Source organism: Dorea chungnamensis (genome assembly GCF_039832125.1).
In the GTDB taxonomy this organism is placed as follows: domain Bacteria; phylum Bacillota; class Clostridia; order Lachnospirales; family Lachnospiraceae; genus JAFBIX01.
The window spans coordinates 17,588-35,403 of sequence record NZ_JBDOHT010000023.1 but is presented as its reverse complement, the minus strand read 5'-3'; the positions used below and the strand labels follow the sequence as shown (position 1 = coordinate 35,403).

The window sequence follows — 17,816 nt, the reverse complement described above, 5'->3', positions numbered from 1 at the left end:
ACGAGCCTTTTTTGCATACACAAAAAGACCCGCCAAATAAACCTTTATATATTCTCACAAATGAAAACAAAGGAAAATCTCTTGCGATAATCTAATTCAAGCGTACACAAAAACAAGCCTGTTTACCACAGGGCTTAAATCATATATGTCTTGCTCAAACCAAATTATCTGTTATACATCTCCTCACCTTTCACTTCATGTGCCTTTCTTTTTTCTGTTAATCATACTAACACATTGTTACGTAATTGTATATAGTTTTTATTATCCACCTCTGCAAGCCTATCTGCAGTATAAAAAATCATTGTCTAATATAATTCATTTATCTCACCGCCAAATTCCGATTTGCATCATTCTTTTGGTAAATCAAAGTCATCTTCCGTACATTTCCGGATAATATGCTTTGTCTTTTTCATCGGCAGTGGCACTTCGTCCGCCGCAAAATATTCTTTCTTCACCACTTCAACAACAGATTCGTGGTTGTCTTTACCGGCAGGAACAATTACGAAATCACCTATTTCGATTGAGTCGTCATCTGCTATGTAATAATAGTTTTTGTATCCTTCGTCAAAGGTTACGCTGCAATAGATGATGTCGTTGCCACACCGCCGCACCTTTCCGTAGACGGATGGGTTCATAATTTCGCCCCAACCGTAGAAGGTCATGAAATCAAACACCGACTCCATGAACTCAGCCCAGTCATCCGGTAAACCTTTCTTATCGTAGGTTCCCCGGATTACTTTTTCAACACCCTTTTTTGTGACCACCTTGATGGTGTAGTCTTTGCTTTCAAGTGGATTTTCAACTACATCAGGTGGATTTCCTTCAATATGTTCAAACAGAGTGTCTATGTCCAAATCATCGAGCAGGCTCTCAATACCGCCTTCTACTTTGTACCTGCGAGTGACAGAACAACCTGTGCCGATATTCTGGATGTGTTCAATACTTTCGCTGTTTCTGTCTATAATCAAGGATTCTGTATAATCCCAAACGGCATATTCCGTATGCTCCGAGATCGGTTCCTTCGGTTTTATCTTTGTGATGCGGTGATAGGACACTTCAATCCGATTCACAATGTCTGGCTTGTTATTCCCATCAAAAACATACAAATCAGGCATATCCAAACTTTGACGGAGTAAATCTGAAAGGTCAACGCCTTGAACTACAAACTCGGAACACAAGGAACCACGAAATTTATAGGTCTTGCCCTCCGTATTTGTAAGCTCCATATTCCAGTCACCGATATCTGTTGCAAATACCTCTGTATATTCGTTGCTGAAATATGCTGAAAATGCGGACATAATTCTTTCCGCAACAGCTTTATCAACTTTCAGATTTTTTGTTCTGGACTTTTCATAATGCCCATCACGTCGCTGTCCAAACACATACGCCGAAAACCATACCCGTCCTGCAGAATTGATAGAAATGAGTTGCTCGACTTCTTCATCCGGTTCCGGGCATGGACCATAGCCAAGACGATTCGAAACAATACGAATTTTCTTCAACTCACCGGGGAAAATAAAAGGATTCTCACCGGAAAGCACCGCAAGGCGACTCAATGCCAAAATAAACCAAGAGCGATTTTCGAACGCCAAAATAGAAGCGGCATCATACACCCAGTGGTTGAAGTATCGCCATTGTGAGTAAATTGCAGATCCAAGCAAACGGATGTCTGTTATCTCGTCAATCACTCGATTCAATTCATCGTATTTGCTCGCAGCATTCCCGTACTTCTCTGAAAAAGCGTGACAACAATCCATTTGAAACCCAAGAGCTTCACAATCATCAGCCATGTAGTGATCTACAAGCTCTATATAGTTGATTTTTTGATCTCTGAATTTATCAATCCATTTTGTGGCGAAATCATGGACTTGCTTCAAATATTCCATTGCAGTCACCTCCTTTTTAAAACTCCTCCCAAGTTCTGCCGTTTAGATCAGCTGCAATCTTTTCGGTATCCGGCATCGTTTTGTACCTAAACATATCCGCAAGGTTAAAGAACTTGCTTTTCTGAATGGGATTTTTACTGCTTTTTCTAAAGTCAATCGGATAGAACTTTTCAACCATAAAGTATCTGTGACTGATTGTGCGTAGGTTATAGCCGTAGTCCTCTGCACGGTGTATTGCTTCGTTAATGCGGCAAATCTCATGCGGCGTTGGCGCTTCGCCGGTTTCCGCCCGGTATGTCATATTTCCCTCAGCTTCAACCGCAATAATGGTCTTTTTCAGCTTGCCGACCGCACGGATGCTCTTATCTTTGTAGAGTCCAATATATCCATGCTCTGAAAATTTTCGGGATTCCTGATCGTAATATAAATTCAAATCCATGTTGTCCTGGAACGTTGTTCCTGCCACAATCGCTCGCATCCACTTATGACCATCTGGTATCAGCTTTTCATCAAAACAATATTTTTTGAAATCATCCAGCACAGAAATAATCTCCGTGTCTCTGTCATCAATAATATCTTCCATTGCTTCCACAAGCTGTTCAAAAGTCAAATTAACGTGCTTAATCGGGTGGATCAGGCGCTCCATGTTTTTGGTGTTATACTTTTTCAGTTCAACGGTCATTTCATCAAATAACTGTTGCTTCATTGGTCTGGGATCGATAGTCAGCAGAACTTTGATGTCCTCTGCACCAAACTGATCCAGATGATTTACAAGCTGCTGCTTATCGAACTGATTATAGAGTTTTGTCTCGACAACGATCTTAAAGCTCTTTTGGCTAATTACAGCATCCGGAACGCTTTCGTCACCGGCAACCTGCAAGTCAAATGTAATTTCAGGACTTTCATCCTCTCCGAGAATAAGGCTATTCAACATAGAGAAGAATTTATCCGCATTGTAATTATATAAACGGGAAAGCATCAACATGGTGTTGGATGTATCCACATTCTCTTTTGAATGATATCGCTGAAAGTAATGTATCTGCATAGTACACCTCCTGAAAACTATCTGCCTTTCTCGACTTTCTGCTTGCGAGCCGATTCAACCCATTTTGCAAACTCCCAATCCAAAGGTACCTCATCAATCACTTCCATCAGCATTTCCTCATAATCAAGATAATCCTGATAATCTGATATTCTGCTCCATGCGCAGTGGAGAGAAGGGATGCCATATTGTTTCTTCGCAATGTCGATGATGTAGTTGTCCAGCGGAATATGTAAAAAACGGTAAAACGGTTCTACAACATCAGGAACCAACACATACAAGTATTTCAAAGTCATATTAACCCATTTTTGCGCTTGTCCAATATAAAACTCGATTCCTTCTGACTCATACATCGAAACAATTTCTTCGCAAATGGATTGGTGCCATTTTGTAAAATCCTCAGCATCATTCACGGCAACAAGCTCAGGGATTCTTTCTTCCAAAAGTGAATCTACCGCTTTTCTCAACATGTCCCCATTCTTGCCATTAAATCGAATCGTTCTGCACATATCCGTATATGCGCTCCTGCTGGCTGCTTCAAAGGGGTTATCCGTTACACCAAAGTAGAGCATCTTCAAAAAGTCCAGAATCTTGCTATCGACAGAAACCATACTGGACGGAGTGGAACATTCTTTTTTCGCAAGAATCCGTCTGCAAAACTCGTCCATCTTGTCCTTGCCATAGAAGGAGAAAGGATCGTCAATAGCGTTTCCGTCCACATCATTCCAAGGGTCAAAAATCACGGTTCCCTTGTGATAGAAGAAAACACAATCTTTTATCAGATAGTATCCATTGCTGTGAGCAATCCAATCAGACTGTTCCCAAGCGTATTGTTTTGCCTTTTCAATATCGTACATCTTATCCCTCTTTTCTCTATGCTTTATGCTCGCCAATCTGTGCATTAAGGTTTTTATCGGTTTCTTTGAACTATTGTATTATTTCGCCAAGAAATTGCTCTGTATATCCATTGGCATATGATACGCATGTCCGCGTTTCATAAGGCTATACAGCTTGAAACTCATGAGATCCGGACTGACATTCAGATTACTGCAGAACCCAAAGTAATCCAAATCTTCATTTTTCGACATTTCTGCCACATCTTCATCTTCTACGAGAAGATCTGCAGCAAACAAATTGGCTTCGTACTCTGTTGAGTTGGTCATGGTATAGAGCACATCATCTTTCATGGGAGCCAGTTTTAGTTGTTTCCTGTGCAGGATGATATGCCCAAGTTCATGTGCTGCCACGATTCGCTTTTCTTCATCGGGAAGGAAACTGTTTATCATGACATAAATGGTCTGGCAACTCATAAAGCAGTAGCCTTTTAATTTCTTAAAATTCGATGTTTCCCCGACTACAATGTTCATGCAGTCGAGAAGTTCAAAAGGGTCTCTGGTCTTAAATCGTTTGATCAGTTTTCCCACTTCTGTATAAATATAATTATTTCCCAAATAAATCACCCCAAAAGATTAGTTATCTCAAGCAGCGGATAGTATCCCGCATCTATAATATACTCGAAAGGATGTACCATAATTAGGACACCTGTTATTCGTCCTTGAGATATTTCTTCGGTGTATATTTCTTTGCCCGCATTTTAGAATCCAGATAAAGCATCTGGATTTCGTCCATAAATGCAGTTTTATCTTCATCGGATAATTCTCCACCGGCAAACATAGCTGCAGCCTGCTCTAAGATCTGCTGTGCCTGTTTTGCACCTCTGGATCCAAACTGCTCTGCCGCTTCTGTGATAAAGGACTCTTCCTCTGACATGAGATAAGAAATATCACAGCCAAGTATATCTGAGAGTTTCTGATATAAATCATGTTTCTTAGGATAACGATTCTGATTTTCCCATCCACTTACCGTTCTCAATGCTACACCTAGTTCCTGAGCCAGTTGGGCTTGACTCATATTTTTCGTTGTTCTTAAGGATTTTACCTTTTCACCGAATGTCATAACAATACCTCATTTCTAAGCGTTTTTAGGTGTCTCTCACTTATCCCGGAGCAAAAGCAGGAAAGTTATTTCCTAAAACACGCAACTTAACTATTGACAACAAGCAAGTTGTTGCATATAATGTGAATCACAACAGATGCGCAACTACTTGCCTATAATATAGCGAATCTTTCCTATGATGTCAATGGAAAATGCATGTAAATTGCATATAAGGACTGATATATACTGGATTTGAGATATGAATCAGTAGAAAAATGTCTTGTATGCCACGAAAAGATTTTGTACATATAGGCAATTTAAAAAGTATATGGATATTTCCATATGGAAGAGGTGAAAAGAATGGAACGTCAGAAGTCATATATCTGTATCGATCTGAAATCCTTCTATGCCTCTGTGGAGTGTGTAGAAAGAGATCTGGATCCTTTTACAACGAATCTTGTTGTTGCCGATCCTACCAGATCACAGTCTACGATCTGCTTAGCAATCACGCCCGCCATGAAAAAGCTTGGAGTAAAGAACAGATGCCGTATTCATGAGATCCCTGTAGGGATTGAATATATCACTGCCATGCCAAGGATGCAGTTATACATTGATTATTCTGCTAAAATCTACAGTATTTATCTTCGTTATCTGTCAAAAGAAGATATTCATGTATATAGCATTGATGAGTGTTTCATGGATGTGACGGACTATCTTTCTCTTTATGATATGTCGGCAAAAGAAATGGCTGTGGAACTTATGGATGCTGTTATGAAAGAAACCGGAATTACTGCGACTGCAGGAATCGGTACCAATCTTTATCTGGCAAAGGTCGCAATGGATATTGTTGCGAAGCATGTGGATGATCACATTGGCATTTTGGACGAGATATCTTACAGACAAAAACTTTGGGATCATCGTCCCCTCAGCGATTTCTGGAGGATTGGTTCCAGAACCGAGAGAAAACTTGCTGGATATGGGATCCATACGATGGGCGATATTGCTTATGCATCTGTTACATCAGAGGACTGGCTCTATAAGATGTTTGGGATTGATGCTGAACTGCTGATCGACCATGCCTGGGGATTTGAAGCCTGTGGTATGCATGATATTAAGAATTATCATACAGAAGAACACAGTTTATCAAACGGTCAGGTGCTTATGAGGAATTATTCTTATGAGGAAGCAGCGGTTGTTGTGAGGGAAATGACAGACGTTCTGGTGTTGGATCTGGTAGCAAAAGGTCTGATCACAAGTTCTGTCACGCTGTGGATCGCATATGATCACAGATATGAAAAACCCTCTTCTCACGGGACTGTGAAGTTGACATCGCCAACAAATAGCTCTAATTCTATCATGGATGAGGTGGAAAAACTGTATCGTCAGATTGCAGATCGGCATACCGGGATCCGTAGAATAGAAATATGTGCGAACCGGGTCACACCGGAAGGCTATCTGCAGTACGATATATTCACAGATCCGATTGCGATTGAAAAGGAAAAGAGCTTACAGCGGGCAATCTTAGACGTAAAAAAGAGATATGGTAAAAATGCAATTATGAGGGGAGCGAATCTGCTTGAGTGTTCTACTTATCGAGAACGCAATAATCAGATTGGCGGACATCGAGCATAAGGAGGTGTTTCTATCATGTTGGCGAGTGCGTATGCAGAATTAATTTATATGCCAAGACCAGTTTCAAACCGAAGGAAGATGGAAGTTGGTCACAGGGCAAAACAGTTTGCACCCTTTGCTGCACTCCGGGGATTTGAAGAAACTGTCAGAAAAAAAGAAATACTATATGAACCAAAAAAGGAGTTGTCTGAGGAAAAGAAAAATGAGCTGGATAGCAAATTGAGGATCCTTTCCAAAGGAATGAAAGTTCAGGCAGTTTATTTTGTAGAGAGTTCAGAATTCCCCGGAAAAGGAAAACACTGTAGCATAGAAGGAATGGTGGAATTCTTTGATCCTCAGATCTATCTTAGGATTGGGGATATAGAAATACCTGTTTCAGAGATTACAGAGTTATCTGGAAATGTCTTTGAAGCATTAGAACAACCTTGTTAACGAATAAAGTGGAAGTCTCCGGGAAACCAGCGGTGAGTGGTAGCCGATAGGAAACAGAGATGGAAACCCAGATTGTCAAAGCCAGTTTGGATATGTATATCATGATTGTTCGCGCAGCTTTGGCGCTTACGGAATGAACAGTCATGATGCTCATAAGGCGGATTTTTATTTCCCTTGGATCCGTTGAGTAATAAATGTTAGATCAATGTTATTGCTTAAGGAGGAAGCCTATGGGATCAGGTAATGTTAAGTGGCATGTTCACTGCTCTGTTTGTGGAGCATTTTTAGAAAAGAGTGCTCAAAGCGATTCGGAAGTGGATTGCAAAAAATGTAAAAGCACATTAGAAGTTTTAGTGAAAGATGATATTGTATCTGTTCGTCCTTTGGTCATCCGGGATGAAAAGCTGAGAGAAAGGATGGCTATATATTCCAGAAAGTTGATGAACACTTCTGGAAAGAAAACAAAAAATGATGAATAAAAATGAGATACCCGGAATGGCGGTGAATTTGGCCGGAACCATCAAGACTGCACCGGATATCAAGAGTTTGTCAAGGAGCTGAACCTGACTGGAATCACTAAGAGCCCGGCAAAACATTTGTATTTGATTTATGGAATCGTATTCGATTCTGTTGTGTCAAAAGCATTTGTTTTGTCGGGTTTTTTATTTTTTCCCAAAACCATGTTGTATAAGGGTCCTTGAGGATTTGGATAGGTATAGAGGGATTTATGATCTTTCTTACAGGTAGCTGAGGAGTCTCGCACTCCCGTTTAAAAAAAAACGGGTTGGTTCGGGACTGTTTCTGCTACCAATTTTTATATTCCAAATAAGCAGACTGGATCACCCGTAGCCGAAAGGCAGAAAGGTGGTCCATATGATGACATTAAAAGAATTAAAGAAACGAGTTCCTGTAGCAGATAAGAATGGTTCAGTTTTGGGGAAGACAGAACTATTGAATTCTGGAGCTAAGATTGTCGTAAAGGAAATGGTAGATACCGGTGTTGAAATCAGTGTGTTTGATAATGGTTATGTTTTATTTGAAGAGGATAAACATAAAACGATTTTCCGTTTACATTCTTGCAAGGGATATGATTATGGCTTATTGGATGAAAAAGAAAATATTTTCGGAGAAGAATTTTTCGAAAATGAGAACTGGTATATCCTGCCTCTGATGATCGGAATGGATCGTGTGGAAGCAAGTCGAAAAAGAATTTTGTCGAATCATAACGTGATTTCCATTGATGCAGAGAATCATGATTTCTTTAGCCACAAGGCTCTTAGTATGCCTGAAATGACGGATGAGATTCTTTGGCACGAGATGCTTCGAGAATTTGCAGAGCTTCTAAATGAACGTCAGATGTATGCAGTAACTGCCTATTACTGTGAGGGCATCTCACAGGCTGAAATTGCAGAGAATCTTGAAATTTCCCAACAGGCAGCCAGTGGTCTGATCCAGAGGGCTCTGGTGGTTATCCGTAATTATTTGAACATCAATCCAAGTGATGTAAAAAGAAAAAGAAATAAAAAATAATGTCCAATCCGTGTTGTATAAGCGGCTTATGAAATTTGGATAGGTATAAGGGGGTAAAACCTCTCGTACCTTGACAACTTCATAGCCTGCCCAGAATGATACCTGATCTGAATATGCATAGAGCGAAAAGCTGCGTATCTTTTCAGAGAAAACGTTACGGAGTTAAGAGACTGTAACAGGAACGGGTCTGGGAAAGAAAACAGGAAAATGCTCAAAACTTAAATCAATAAAAATGTTGTCTGAATTCGATTTTGAAGGATGACAGCAGATGCCATGTGGCGGTGTTTGCTCTTCGGAACAGATACCGCCACATTTATGTGCTGTTATCAATCTATCCCACAGTACAAATTTAGGAAAGTGAGGAAAAAGGAAATGAAAAAGACATAGGAACTTTTCTTTTGTAGCTGATAATCAAGTTTATGAAAGATGAGGATTTAAGAAATGAGAAAAGGAAACGCAAAAAGAATTATGTCAGGATTTCTGGCAACTCTTACGGTACTGTCTACAATGATGCAGCCGGTAACAAGCTTTGCAGCAGAAGTACCGTCCGACGGAACAGTTCCGCTATATAAGGATGTTGCAGACATGCTTGATGCAGATGAAGTGGTTGTCGCTCATGATCACGAAGTCAGTGTAGGAAGCACATTTGATATTGAGGTGGACTTCTCAGGCATTGAGATTCCTGGCAACGATAAAGTCAAAGTAAAATTCCAGAAAGCGATGAATGATGAGGGCGAAAGTTTTACTACGGATCATGAGGATTCATACGAAGCTGTCTATTATGTAGAACCTCAGAAGACAGATCATCCGACATATCAGATCAGCAGAACTATCACAGTTAAGGAAGAGAAAAAAGCAAGTTCTGAAACAGTAGCTGAAGCTTCTTCTCAGACAACTACGGAAAATGATTCGGGTGGTGGAACTACAGAAGAAACAACGGAAGACGATGACTCAGACTCGGAAAGTAGTGTTGTCCCTGATGATGTAGAACAGATTACGGACGAAGCTTTTGATGCAGAAATCGAATCTACCGAAAATCAGGAAACTGTAGATCCGGAAACAGGCACTTCTCTTTCAGAAGTATTAGAGGAAGCTGTGGAACAGGATGTAAATCTTGCAGAATTAGAGGTAGGAGAAACCGTTACTTTTGAGATGCCAATGCTTTTTGCAGCAACAGGAAGCCAGAGTGTATCCATTACAAGAGGCAGCTGGTATCACTATGCAGACTATGGATTGGGTTCTTACATTACTGCTCCTTACTATGTGACATGGGGTGGAATCAAGGCTACGGCATATTGTGTACAGCCGAGTAAGACTGGTCCGGATGATGGAACCTATTCTATTACAAAGCTGAGTGATGGAAAAACACTTGCAAAGGTTTGTTACTACGGAACAAAGGCAAGCGATGAGAATGGATTCTTCGATGAGAAGCATCCAGATTTCTCGACTGGTAAAAGGTTTATCATTACCCATATTGCGGCAGCATATGCCAATGGTTCTTCTGATTGGGATTCCGGAACAAATGCAACTGGAAGGAGTCTTGCAAAAGAACTTTACAACTACTGCGTAAGCATGCCGGACATCCCGGATGTAGACATGAGCTTTTCTGATGATAATGTCAAAGCCTACGTGGAAGGAAATGTTCAGAGAACAAAGACCATTACTTTTAAGGCAGACACATTACAGACCATTACATTCAAGCTTCCTGCAGGTGTGAAGCTGGTAAATGTATCTACCGGAAAGACAAGTGCCGCAGGTGCCAGTGTAGAGATTAGTGGAGGAACACAGTTTTATCTGCAGGCACCTCTTACACAAGCAGAGGATGTGAAAGCAACCTTCTCTGCAACTATGAAAGGTTCCATTGACAAAGAATATTCCGCATATAAGATTTCCACCGGTTCCGGTACACAGGATCTTGCACTTGTGTTTGGAGAAGGTGTTGGGAATGAGAAATATGTGGATTTCAAAGTTACTTGGACAAAAGAGTGTTATGTTTTACTTACAAAGAAAGACAGTGAGACATCCAATGCTCTTGCTGGTGCAGTTTATGGTATCTACAGTGATGAAGCCTGTACAAAGCTGATCACACAGATGCCTGCAACAGATAAAAACGGTTCTTCTAAAGTTACGATTGAAAAGACGCAGGAAGTGGTTTATCTGAAAGAAATTTCTGTTCCTGCTGGATATGTGATCGATACAAAATCCTATAATGTGGCACTGAATATCGGAAAGACAACCACAAAGAATGTAACCGATCATCGAGTAAGAGCAACCATCAAACTGACAAAACAGGATTCTGAAACAGGAGCTGTTCCACAGGGAGATGCCACATTAGAGAATGCAGTCTATGGATTATATGCCCGTGAGGACATTGTTCATCCGGATGGAACTACCGGTGTGATTCATAAAGCCGGTACACTGATTACTTCCTTGAAAACAGATAAGAACGGAGAAGCTTCTGTTTCTGATCTTTATCTTGGAAAATACTATGTGAAGGAGCTGACACCTCCGACCGGATATCTGATCGATACTGCAGAACATGATATTGACTGCAGCTATGAAGGTGCAAATGTTCCGGTTATTGAGCGTCATACAACTTCAAAAGAAGATGTGATGAAACAGCCATTCCAGCTGATCAAAGCTGCCAACAACGGTAAGACCGATGCGGATCTCTTAAAGGGAGTTGGATTCTCTGCATACTTAAAGAGTTCTCTTAAGGTAAATGCTGATGGAAGCTATGATTTTACTTCTGCCAGACCAGTCGTGATCACTGCAGATGGAAAGACAGAGATGTTTACGGATGAGAAGGGATATGCTTGTTCTATTCCGCTTCCATACGGAACATACATTGTAAAAGAAACGACTTCTCTTCACAATTTTGATCCGGTGGATGATTTTGAGGTGGTTGTATCTGAGCACAAACCAAATACCCCACAGGTATGGAGAGTTCTCTTGGATAACGAATTCAAAGCAAAGCTTAAGATCGTAAAGAAAGATGATGAGACGAAAAAGACGGTGCTTCTTCCTAAGACAGAATTCAAAGTGTTTGATCTGACAAAGAATGCATATGTGGAACAGGTAACAACCTACCCTGTAACAAAGGTTCATAAATCTTACTTTACGGATAAGGACGGATATCTTATTCTTCCAAACAGCTTAAGACCCGGAAATTATCGAATTGAGGAAGTGACTGCCCCAGAGGGCTATACTTTAAACCCCAATTTTGTAACGGTTGCAGTTGATACGAATACAGCATTTCTCATGGATTCTGTCAGTGGTGATGCCATCATCACAGTAGAATATGAGAACCATCCGGTAAAAGGACAGCTGACCATTTACAAACAGGGAGAAATGCTCACATCTTACGATGGAGAGTTCCATTATGAGATGAAAGGGCTTGAAGGTGCTGAATTTGAAGTATATGCAGCTGAGGATATCTACACTGCAGATCACCAAGTGGATGAAAACGGAAACAGATTACTCTATTTTGCAAAGGATGCATTGGTGGCAAATGTAGCTACCAATGAAGAAGGGAAAGCTGTGGTTAAGAATCTTCCGCTTGGAAAATACTATGTGAAAGAAACCAAGGCAACCGATGGTTTTGTATTAAACACTACGATTCAGGATTCTGAATTTGTTTATGCGGATCAGAATACCCCAGTCATTTTTGATGAAATGACCTATACCAACGAACGTCAGAAAGTGTCGATTACTGTTGAAAAGCAGGATGCAGAAACCGGTGATGTTGTCGAAGGTGCAGTATTTGGAATTTATAATGCTGAGGATATCAAGGACAGATCCGGCAATATACTCGTAACTGCAGACTCTCTCCTTCAGGAAATGACTACCGGTGAAGATGGACAGGCAGTTTGTACCTTAGATCTTCCGCTTGGACAATATTATGTGAAAGAGTTAAAAGCTCCACTTGGATATGTTTCTTCTGATGAAGTACTTGCCTTTGATGCTTCTTATCAGGGACAGGAAGTACAGACAGTGGAACTGAAATCCATTAAGAAAAATGAGCCTACTACTGTTGAGATTACAAAAGCCGATGCTACTACAGGTGTGGAGCTTTCCGGAGCATATCTCACGGTTACTGACAGTGAAGGCAATGTTGTAGACAGTTGGACATCGGATAAAGATGCTCCACATGTGATCAAAAAACTTCATGTAGGTGAAACGTATACTCTCCGTGAAGAATTTGCACCATATGGATATCTGGTAGCAAATGAGATTCAGTTTACAATCGAGGATACTGCAGAAATTCAGAAAGTACAGATGACTGATGAAGTGCCGGTGGCAAAACTCATTGTAAATAAAAAGGGTGAATTCCTTGATAGTGTTACTTTGATTGATAAGATGAAAGGTTTTGTAGAGCACATTTTTAATTATGTGACAGGAAGCCTTACCGATGTCACTTTTGAAGTATATGCCAAGGAAGACATCAAAGCTGCAGATGGTGTCAGCGATGATTACTACAAAGCAGATGAATTGGTGGCAACGATCACTACAGATGAGACCGGTGTTGCAACATTAGATAATCTTCCACTTGGCATCTACTATGTGAAGGAAGTTGCGACTGCCCACGGTTATGTGCTGGACAAAGAGCCGGTGGTTGTGGACCTGACTTACCGTGACCAGAATACCCCTGTTGTCATTTACGATGAAGACTGGCAGAACCACAGACAGACGGTAAGCATCCATATCTTGAAAAAGGAGAAAAATACGGACCGTGTATTAGAAGGTGGTATATTCGGATTGTTCGCAAAAGAGGATATCGTATCTGCTTCTGGCAAAGTGCTGATCGAAGCAGATGAGATCATCGAACTGAAAGCGACAGATGCAAATGGAGAGATAAACTTTATCGCAGATCTTCCAATCGATGCTTCTTATTATGTGAAAGAGCTTCATGCTCCGGATGGATTTGTCAATGCCGAAGAAGTACAGGAATTCACTTTCGAGTATGTCGGTGCAGATCAGGCTGTTGTAGAAGAAAACTTCACATTTGAAGATGAAGCTACCACAGTAGAACTTACAAAATCCGACATTACAACAGGGAAAGAGATTCCTGGGTGCAAATTAAAGGTTGTAGATAAAGACGGAAAACTTGTGGACGAATGGATTTCCACAGAAGACGCCCATGTGATCAAAGAGCTTGTGGTCGGAAAGTACTATACACTCATCGAAACACAGCCTGCAGATGGCTATGTTACTGCAGAAAGTATCGAGTTTACGATAGAGAATACCGCAGAGGTCCAGAAAGTGGAAATGAAGGATGATGTGACAAAGGTGGAGATCTCTAAGCAGGACATTGCCGGAAAAGAACTTCCGGGTGCCAAACTTACTATCCTTGATTCCGAAGGAAAGGTAGTGGAAAGCTGGACATCCACAAACAATCCACACTACATCGAGATGCTTCCAATCGGTAAATATACGCTCCGTGAGGAAACTGCTCCGGAAGGATATCTGGTAGCAAATGATGTACAGTTTGAAGTGAAGGATATTGCCGAAGTACAGCATGTAACAATGGTGGATGAGGCGAAACCTTCCAGACCATCTGAGACACCTTCTACTCCAAAAACAGGTGATGACAGAAACATTGCCTTATGGTATGGGCTTCTGGCTCTGGGATTTGGTGGTCTTGGTGCTGTATACGCACTGAAAAGAAAGAAAAAACGCAACTAAGAAACATTTATAAATAGAGATAGTAATGGGTGTTTGTGATTTCAAGACCGAGATTGCAGGCATCCATTTTCTATTTCGGAAGGAGAAAACAATATGTGGAAAGCAATTGCGATTACTGGTGGTATCGTTGCTGTTGTTTGCAGCTTTGCATTATGGTGTGCCGCTAAGGTTGGAAGTGATGACGATGATTTCTGGGGCATCGGAGATGAAAGAACAGAGGAAGTTGTTCTAAGAGAGAGATTGCATGAAAAACGATAGAAACGATATCGTAGATCCAAAGGCTGCTATTACGGGAAGAAAATATCACCCAGAAAAACCATGGTCCTGCGTATATTGTCACTATTGGATCAGCAGAAAGAAAGGCTGCAAATTAAATGCATGCCACTATCTTCTGCCGGATAGAACAGAACTTCCAGAAGATACAGGTAATTGTAAGAACTGTCCTTATGGCAGACATTCTCCCTGTATTGGTTATTGTATTGCAAAATTACTGATGGAGATCAGACAGAAGAAAGGCAGGTGAACCCGCAATGAATAGTATGATTCAGGTCCATACGGAAACAAATGAAATGACTGTATCAGCAAGGCAGCTTCACGAAAGATTGGGTGTTCATACAGAGTATCGTCATTGGTTTCCAAGGATGTGTAGTTATGGTTTTGAAGAGGGCATGGATTTCAAGGCGGTCAAAATTGACCGGGTTCAATTCGAGGGTAATCGAAAAATCTGCAGAGAAATAGTAGATCATGAGTTGTCCATCGACATGGCGAAAGAAATCTGCATGCTGGCTAGAACACCTGTAGGAAAAGTGATTCGCAAATATTTTTTGGAAGTGGAAAAAGCGTGGAATTCACCGGAACAGGTTATGGCAAGAGCATTGCAAATTGCAAATAAGTCCGTGGAGGAACTTAGAGATCAATGTTTGTTAATGCAGAATCAGGTAATGGAGCAACAGATGATGTTAGAAGAACTGACTCCAAAGGCGAATTATCTGGAACAGATTCTTCAATCTCCGTCTCTGGTTCTGACCACGCAGATTGCTAAGGATTATGGGATGAGCGCCATTCAATTTAACCGCCTTCTCCATGATATGAAAATCCAATATAAAGTGAATGATCAGTGGATATTATATGCTAACTATCAGGGACATGGATACGTGCACAGTAGAACCATTACGATTCCGAGAGGGGATGGAACCTGTCTGGTGCGTATGCAGACGGAATGGACACAAAAAGGCAGATTGTTCTTATATGAAGAACTAAAAGAAAAAAGAGGTATCTTGCCTCTGATTGAAAGGGGGAGTTCATAGTGCAGGATGAAGTAAATGATAAAACATTGAATCTTTGCATTCAGGCTGGGCGCATCACTGCCAATACGTTAAAGGCAGCTATGCGAAAGTATTTGAATGACATGGAAAAACGAAAGAATCTAAAGATCCAGAAGAAAAACGTGTCGAAAAATGAAGAAATCAAAGTAAAGGCTAGAGATAAAGCAGAGAAAAAACTGGAAGCAAAAAAGCCCAGAGGCAAGCAGACTATGAAACAGCTCATGAATCAGGGAGTTCAGCTTACCAATATTCCGATTACAGATGATAACATCAAATCATTTGAAAGAATTGCCCGAAAGTACGGTATTGATTACAGCCTGAAAAAAGATGTCAGTACAGATCCACCTAGATTTATGGTGTTTTTTAAAGCAAAAGATGTGGATGTAATGACTGCAGCTTTTAAAGAATATGCCGGTGTATCCATGAAGCAGAAAGTTAAAAAGCCTTCTGTGAAGAAAAAACTTGCAAAGACAGTGCAGCGTAAGGTAAAGCATCGTCAAAGAGTGAAACAGAAAAATAAGGATAGGGGTCAGGATCGATGAGTAGAAAGAAGATAATTATGTGGATACCCTACATCATCCTCTTCTATTTTGTGGATAAAGGTGCCTGGCTGTACAGACATTGTGTGGGAGGCACTGCAGTTCAAAGATTTGGTGTCATGATGATGAATTATAAGCTTGCTTTTACGAATGTTCTGCCAAGTTTTCATTTGTATGATCTGCTTGCAGGTATTATTGGAGCAGCACTTATCTGGGCAGTTGTTTATTTCAAAGGAAAGAATGCAAAGAAATTTCGTCAGGGAGAAGAATATGGCTCTGCCAGATGGGGCACCTCAAAAGACATCGAACCATTCATAGACCCGGTGTTTGAAAATAATGTCCTACTGACCCAGACAGAGAGACTTACCATGAATTCCAGACCAAAACATCCGAAATATGCAAGAAACAAGAATGTCATCATTATTGGTGGTTCCGGTTCTGGTAAGACAAGGTTCTATGTAAAGCCAAATCTGATGCAGATGCCCAAGAACGTATCTTATGTGGTCACAGATCCGAAGGGTACGATTCTAGTGGAGTGTGGCAAGATGCTTGCGAATGAAGGATATCGCATCAAAGTACTAAATACGATCAATTTCAAAAAAAGCATGCATTATAATCCGTTTCATTATATTCGCAGCGAGAAAGATATCCTGAAACTGGTTAATACGATCATTGCAAATACCAAAGGAGAAGGAGAAAAATCCACCGAAGATTTCTGGGTGAAAGCAGAAAAACTCCTTTACAGTGCCCTGATTGGCTATATCTGGTATGAAGCCCCACCGGAAGAACAGAACTTCTCTACTCTGCTTGAATTTATCAATGCCAGTGAGACAAGGGAGGAAGATGAAGAATTTAAAAATGCGGTGGATGAATTGTTTGAGGAACTGGAAGCTGAAAATCCGGAACACTTTGCAGTGCGCCAGTATCGCAAATATAAGCTGGCGGCAGGAAAAACAGCAAAGTCTATCCTGATCAGCTGTGGTGCAAGGCTTGCTCCATTTGACATTCAGGAGTTGAGAGATCTGATGGAATACGATGAGATGGAGCTTGATATGCTGGGAGATCAGAGAACAGCAATGTTTGTTATCATCTCAGATACCGACGATACTTTCAACTTTGTGGTAGCCATCATGTACACACAGTTATTTAACCTGTTGTGTGATAAAGCGGATGATGAGCATGGAGGTCGGTTGCCATATCATGTGCGAATTCTGGCTGATGAGTTTGCCAATATTGGTCAAATTCCAAAATTCGACAAATTGATTGCAACCATCCGAAGCCGAGAAATCTCTGCTTCTATTATTCTGCAGTCCAGATCACAGCTAAAGACCATCTATAAGGATGCTGCGGAAACAATTGAAGGAAACTGTGATACCATGCTGTTCCTTGGCGGCAAGGAAAGTTCTACTTTAAAAGAAATCTCGGAGATTCTTGGAAAGGAAACCATTGATCTATATAACACTTCTGATACAAGAGGAAGTAATCGTTCTTATGGACTGAACTATCAAAAGACAGGAAAGGAGCTGATGAGCAAGGATGAGCTTGCGGTCATGGATGGAAACAAATGTATTTTGCAGCTTCGGGGTGTGCGCCCGTTCTTAAGTGATAAGTTCGATATTACCAAACACAAACGATATAAGGAATTATCCGATTACGATAAGAAGAATGAATTTGACATCCAGAAGTATCTCGAACACAAATTGATTCTGAAAAAAGATATGGTCTTTGAAATGTATGAATGTAATGTTTCGGAGGCAGACGTCGCAGCCCTTGCTGCAGAAGATGAAATAGATGAGTAAACCATCCGCTT

General features: G+C 40.8%; 15 protein-coding genes. 10 read left to right on the top strand and 5 right to left on the bottom strand.

Going from position 1 to position 17,816, the window contains the following annotated elements; all coding sequences use genetic code 11:
• Window positions 1-347 precede the first annotated feature (347 nt).
• The 5 genes from ABE613_RS14265 to ABE613_RS14245 form a co-directional block, all read right to left on the bottom strand.
• Window positions 348-1,886 carry a hypothetical protein gene (locus tag ABE613_RS14265; RefSeq protein WP_347376731.1) on the bottom strand — a complete coding sequence of 513 codons (1,539 nt, stop codon included), beginning with the start codon at window positions 1,884-1,886 and terminating at the stop codon, window positions 348-350.
• Window positions 1,887-1,902: 16 nt separating this feature from the next.
• On the bottom strand, window positions 1,903-2,931 hold the full coding sequence (locus ABE613_RS14260; RefSeq protein ID WP_347376730.1) for a hypothetical protein: 1,029 nt from the start codon (window positions 2,929-2,931) through the stop codon (window positions 1,903-1,905).
• A 17-nt stretch (window positions 2,932-2,948) separates the two neighbouring features.
• Window positions 2,949-3,785 carry a hypothetical protein gene (locus tag ABE613_RS14255; RefSeq protein ID WP_347376729.1) on the bottom strand — a complete coding sequence of 279 codons (837 nt, stop codon included), beginning with the start codon at window positions 3,783-3,785 and terminating at the stop codon, window positions 2,949-2,951.
• Window positions 3,786-3,863: 78 nt separating this feature from the next.
• Window positions 3,864-4,379 (bottom strand): ImmA/IrrE family metallo-endopeptidase, encoded by a 516-nt coding sequence (locus ABE613_RS14250; RefSeq protein ID WP_441049936.1) that lies wholly within the window; start codon window positions 4,377-4,379, stop codon window positions 3,864-3,866.
• 94 nt (window positions 4,380-4,473) lie between these two features.
• A complete protein-coding gene (locus ABE613_RS14245) occupies window positions 4,474-4,884 on the bottom strand; it encodes a helix-turn-helix domain-containing protein (RefSeq protein ID WP_297872897.1) in 411 nt (136 codons plus the stop codon).
• 339 nt (window positions 4,885-5,223) lie between these two features.
• Here ABE613_RS14245 and ABE613_RS14240 point away from each other — a divergent pair, with 339 nt between their 5' ends.
• From ABE613_RS14240 to ABE613_RS14195, 10 genes are all read left to right on the top strand, one after another.
• Window positions 5,224-6,495 carry a Y-family DNA polymerase gene (locus ABE613_RS14240; RefSeq protein WP_347376727.1) on the top strand — a complete coding sequence of 424 codons (1,272 nt, stop codon included), beginning with the start codon at window positions 5,224-5,226 and terminating at the stop codon, window positions 6,493-6,495.
• A gap of 15 nt (window positions 6,496-6,510) precedes the next feature.
• Window positions 6,511-6,927 carry a hypothetical protein gene (locus ABE613_RS14235; protein ID WP_347376726.1) on the top strand — a complete coding sequence of 139 codons (417 nt, stop codon included), beginning with the start codon at window positions 6,511-6,513 and terminating at the stop codon, window positions 6,925-6,927.
• A 230-nt stretch (window positions 6,928-7,157) separates the two neighbouring features.
• Complete coding sequence (locus ABE613_RS14230; RefSeq protein ID WP_347376725.1) at window positions 7,158-7,406, top strand: hypothetical protein; 249 nt, start codon at window positions 7,158-7,160, stop codon at window positions 7,404-7,406.
• A gap of 394 nt (window positions 7,407-7,800) precedes the next feature.
• Complete coding sequence (locus tag ABE613_RS14225) at window positions 7,801-8,457, top strand: sigma factor-like helix-turn-helix DNA-binding protein (RefSeq protein ID WP_347376724.1); 657 nt, start codon at window positions 7,801-7,803, stop codon at window positions 8,455-8,457.
• Window positions 8,458-8,898: 441 nt separating this feature from the next.
• Entirely contained in the window at window positions 8,899-14,142 is a 5,244-nt protein-coding gene (locus ABE613_RS14220; protein WP_347376723.1) for a SpaA isopeptide-forming pilin-related protein, read from the top strand.
• A gap of 93 nt (window positions 14,143-14,235) precedes the next feature.
• Complete coding sequence (locus tag ABE613_RS14215; protein ID WP_287777798.1) at window positions 14,236-14,400, top strand: hypothetical protein; 165 nt, start codon at window positions 14,236-14,238, stop codon at window positions 14,398-14,400.
• Complete coding sequence (locus tag ABE613_RS14210) at window positions 14,387-14,665, top strand: hypothetical protein (protein ID WP_347376722.1); 279 nt, start codon at window positions 14,387-14,389, stop codon at window positions 14,663-14,665. The genes ABE613_RS14215 and ABE613_RS14210 overlap by 14 nt, the downstream gene beginning before the upstream one ends.
• Before the next feature lie 7 nt (window positions 14,666-14,672).
• Window positions 14,673-15,449, top strand: coding sequence for a phage antirepressor KilAC domain-containing protein (locus ABE613_RS14205; protein ID WP_347376721.1), 777 nt, complete (start codon window positions 14,673-14,675; stop codon window positions 15,447-15,449).
• Window positions 15,449-16,009, top strand: a complete 561-nt coding sequence (locus ABE613_RS14200; protein ID WP_347376720.1) for a PcfB family protein — start codon at window positions 15,449-15,451, stop codon at window positions 16,007-16,009. The genes ABE613_RS14205 and ABE613_RS14200 overlap by 1 nt, the downstream gene beginning before the upstream one ends.
• Window positions 16,006-17,805: a VirD4-like conjugal transfer protein, CD1115 family gene (locus tag ABE613_RS14195; protein ID WP_347376719.1), complete on the top strand. Its 1,800-nt coding sequence runs from the start codon at window positions 16,006-16,008 to the stop codon at window positions 17,803-17,805. The genes ABE613_RS14200 and ABE613_RS14195 overlap by 4 nt, the downstream gene beginning before the upstream one ends.
• Window positions 17,806-17,816: the final 11 nt, after the last annotated feature.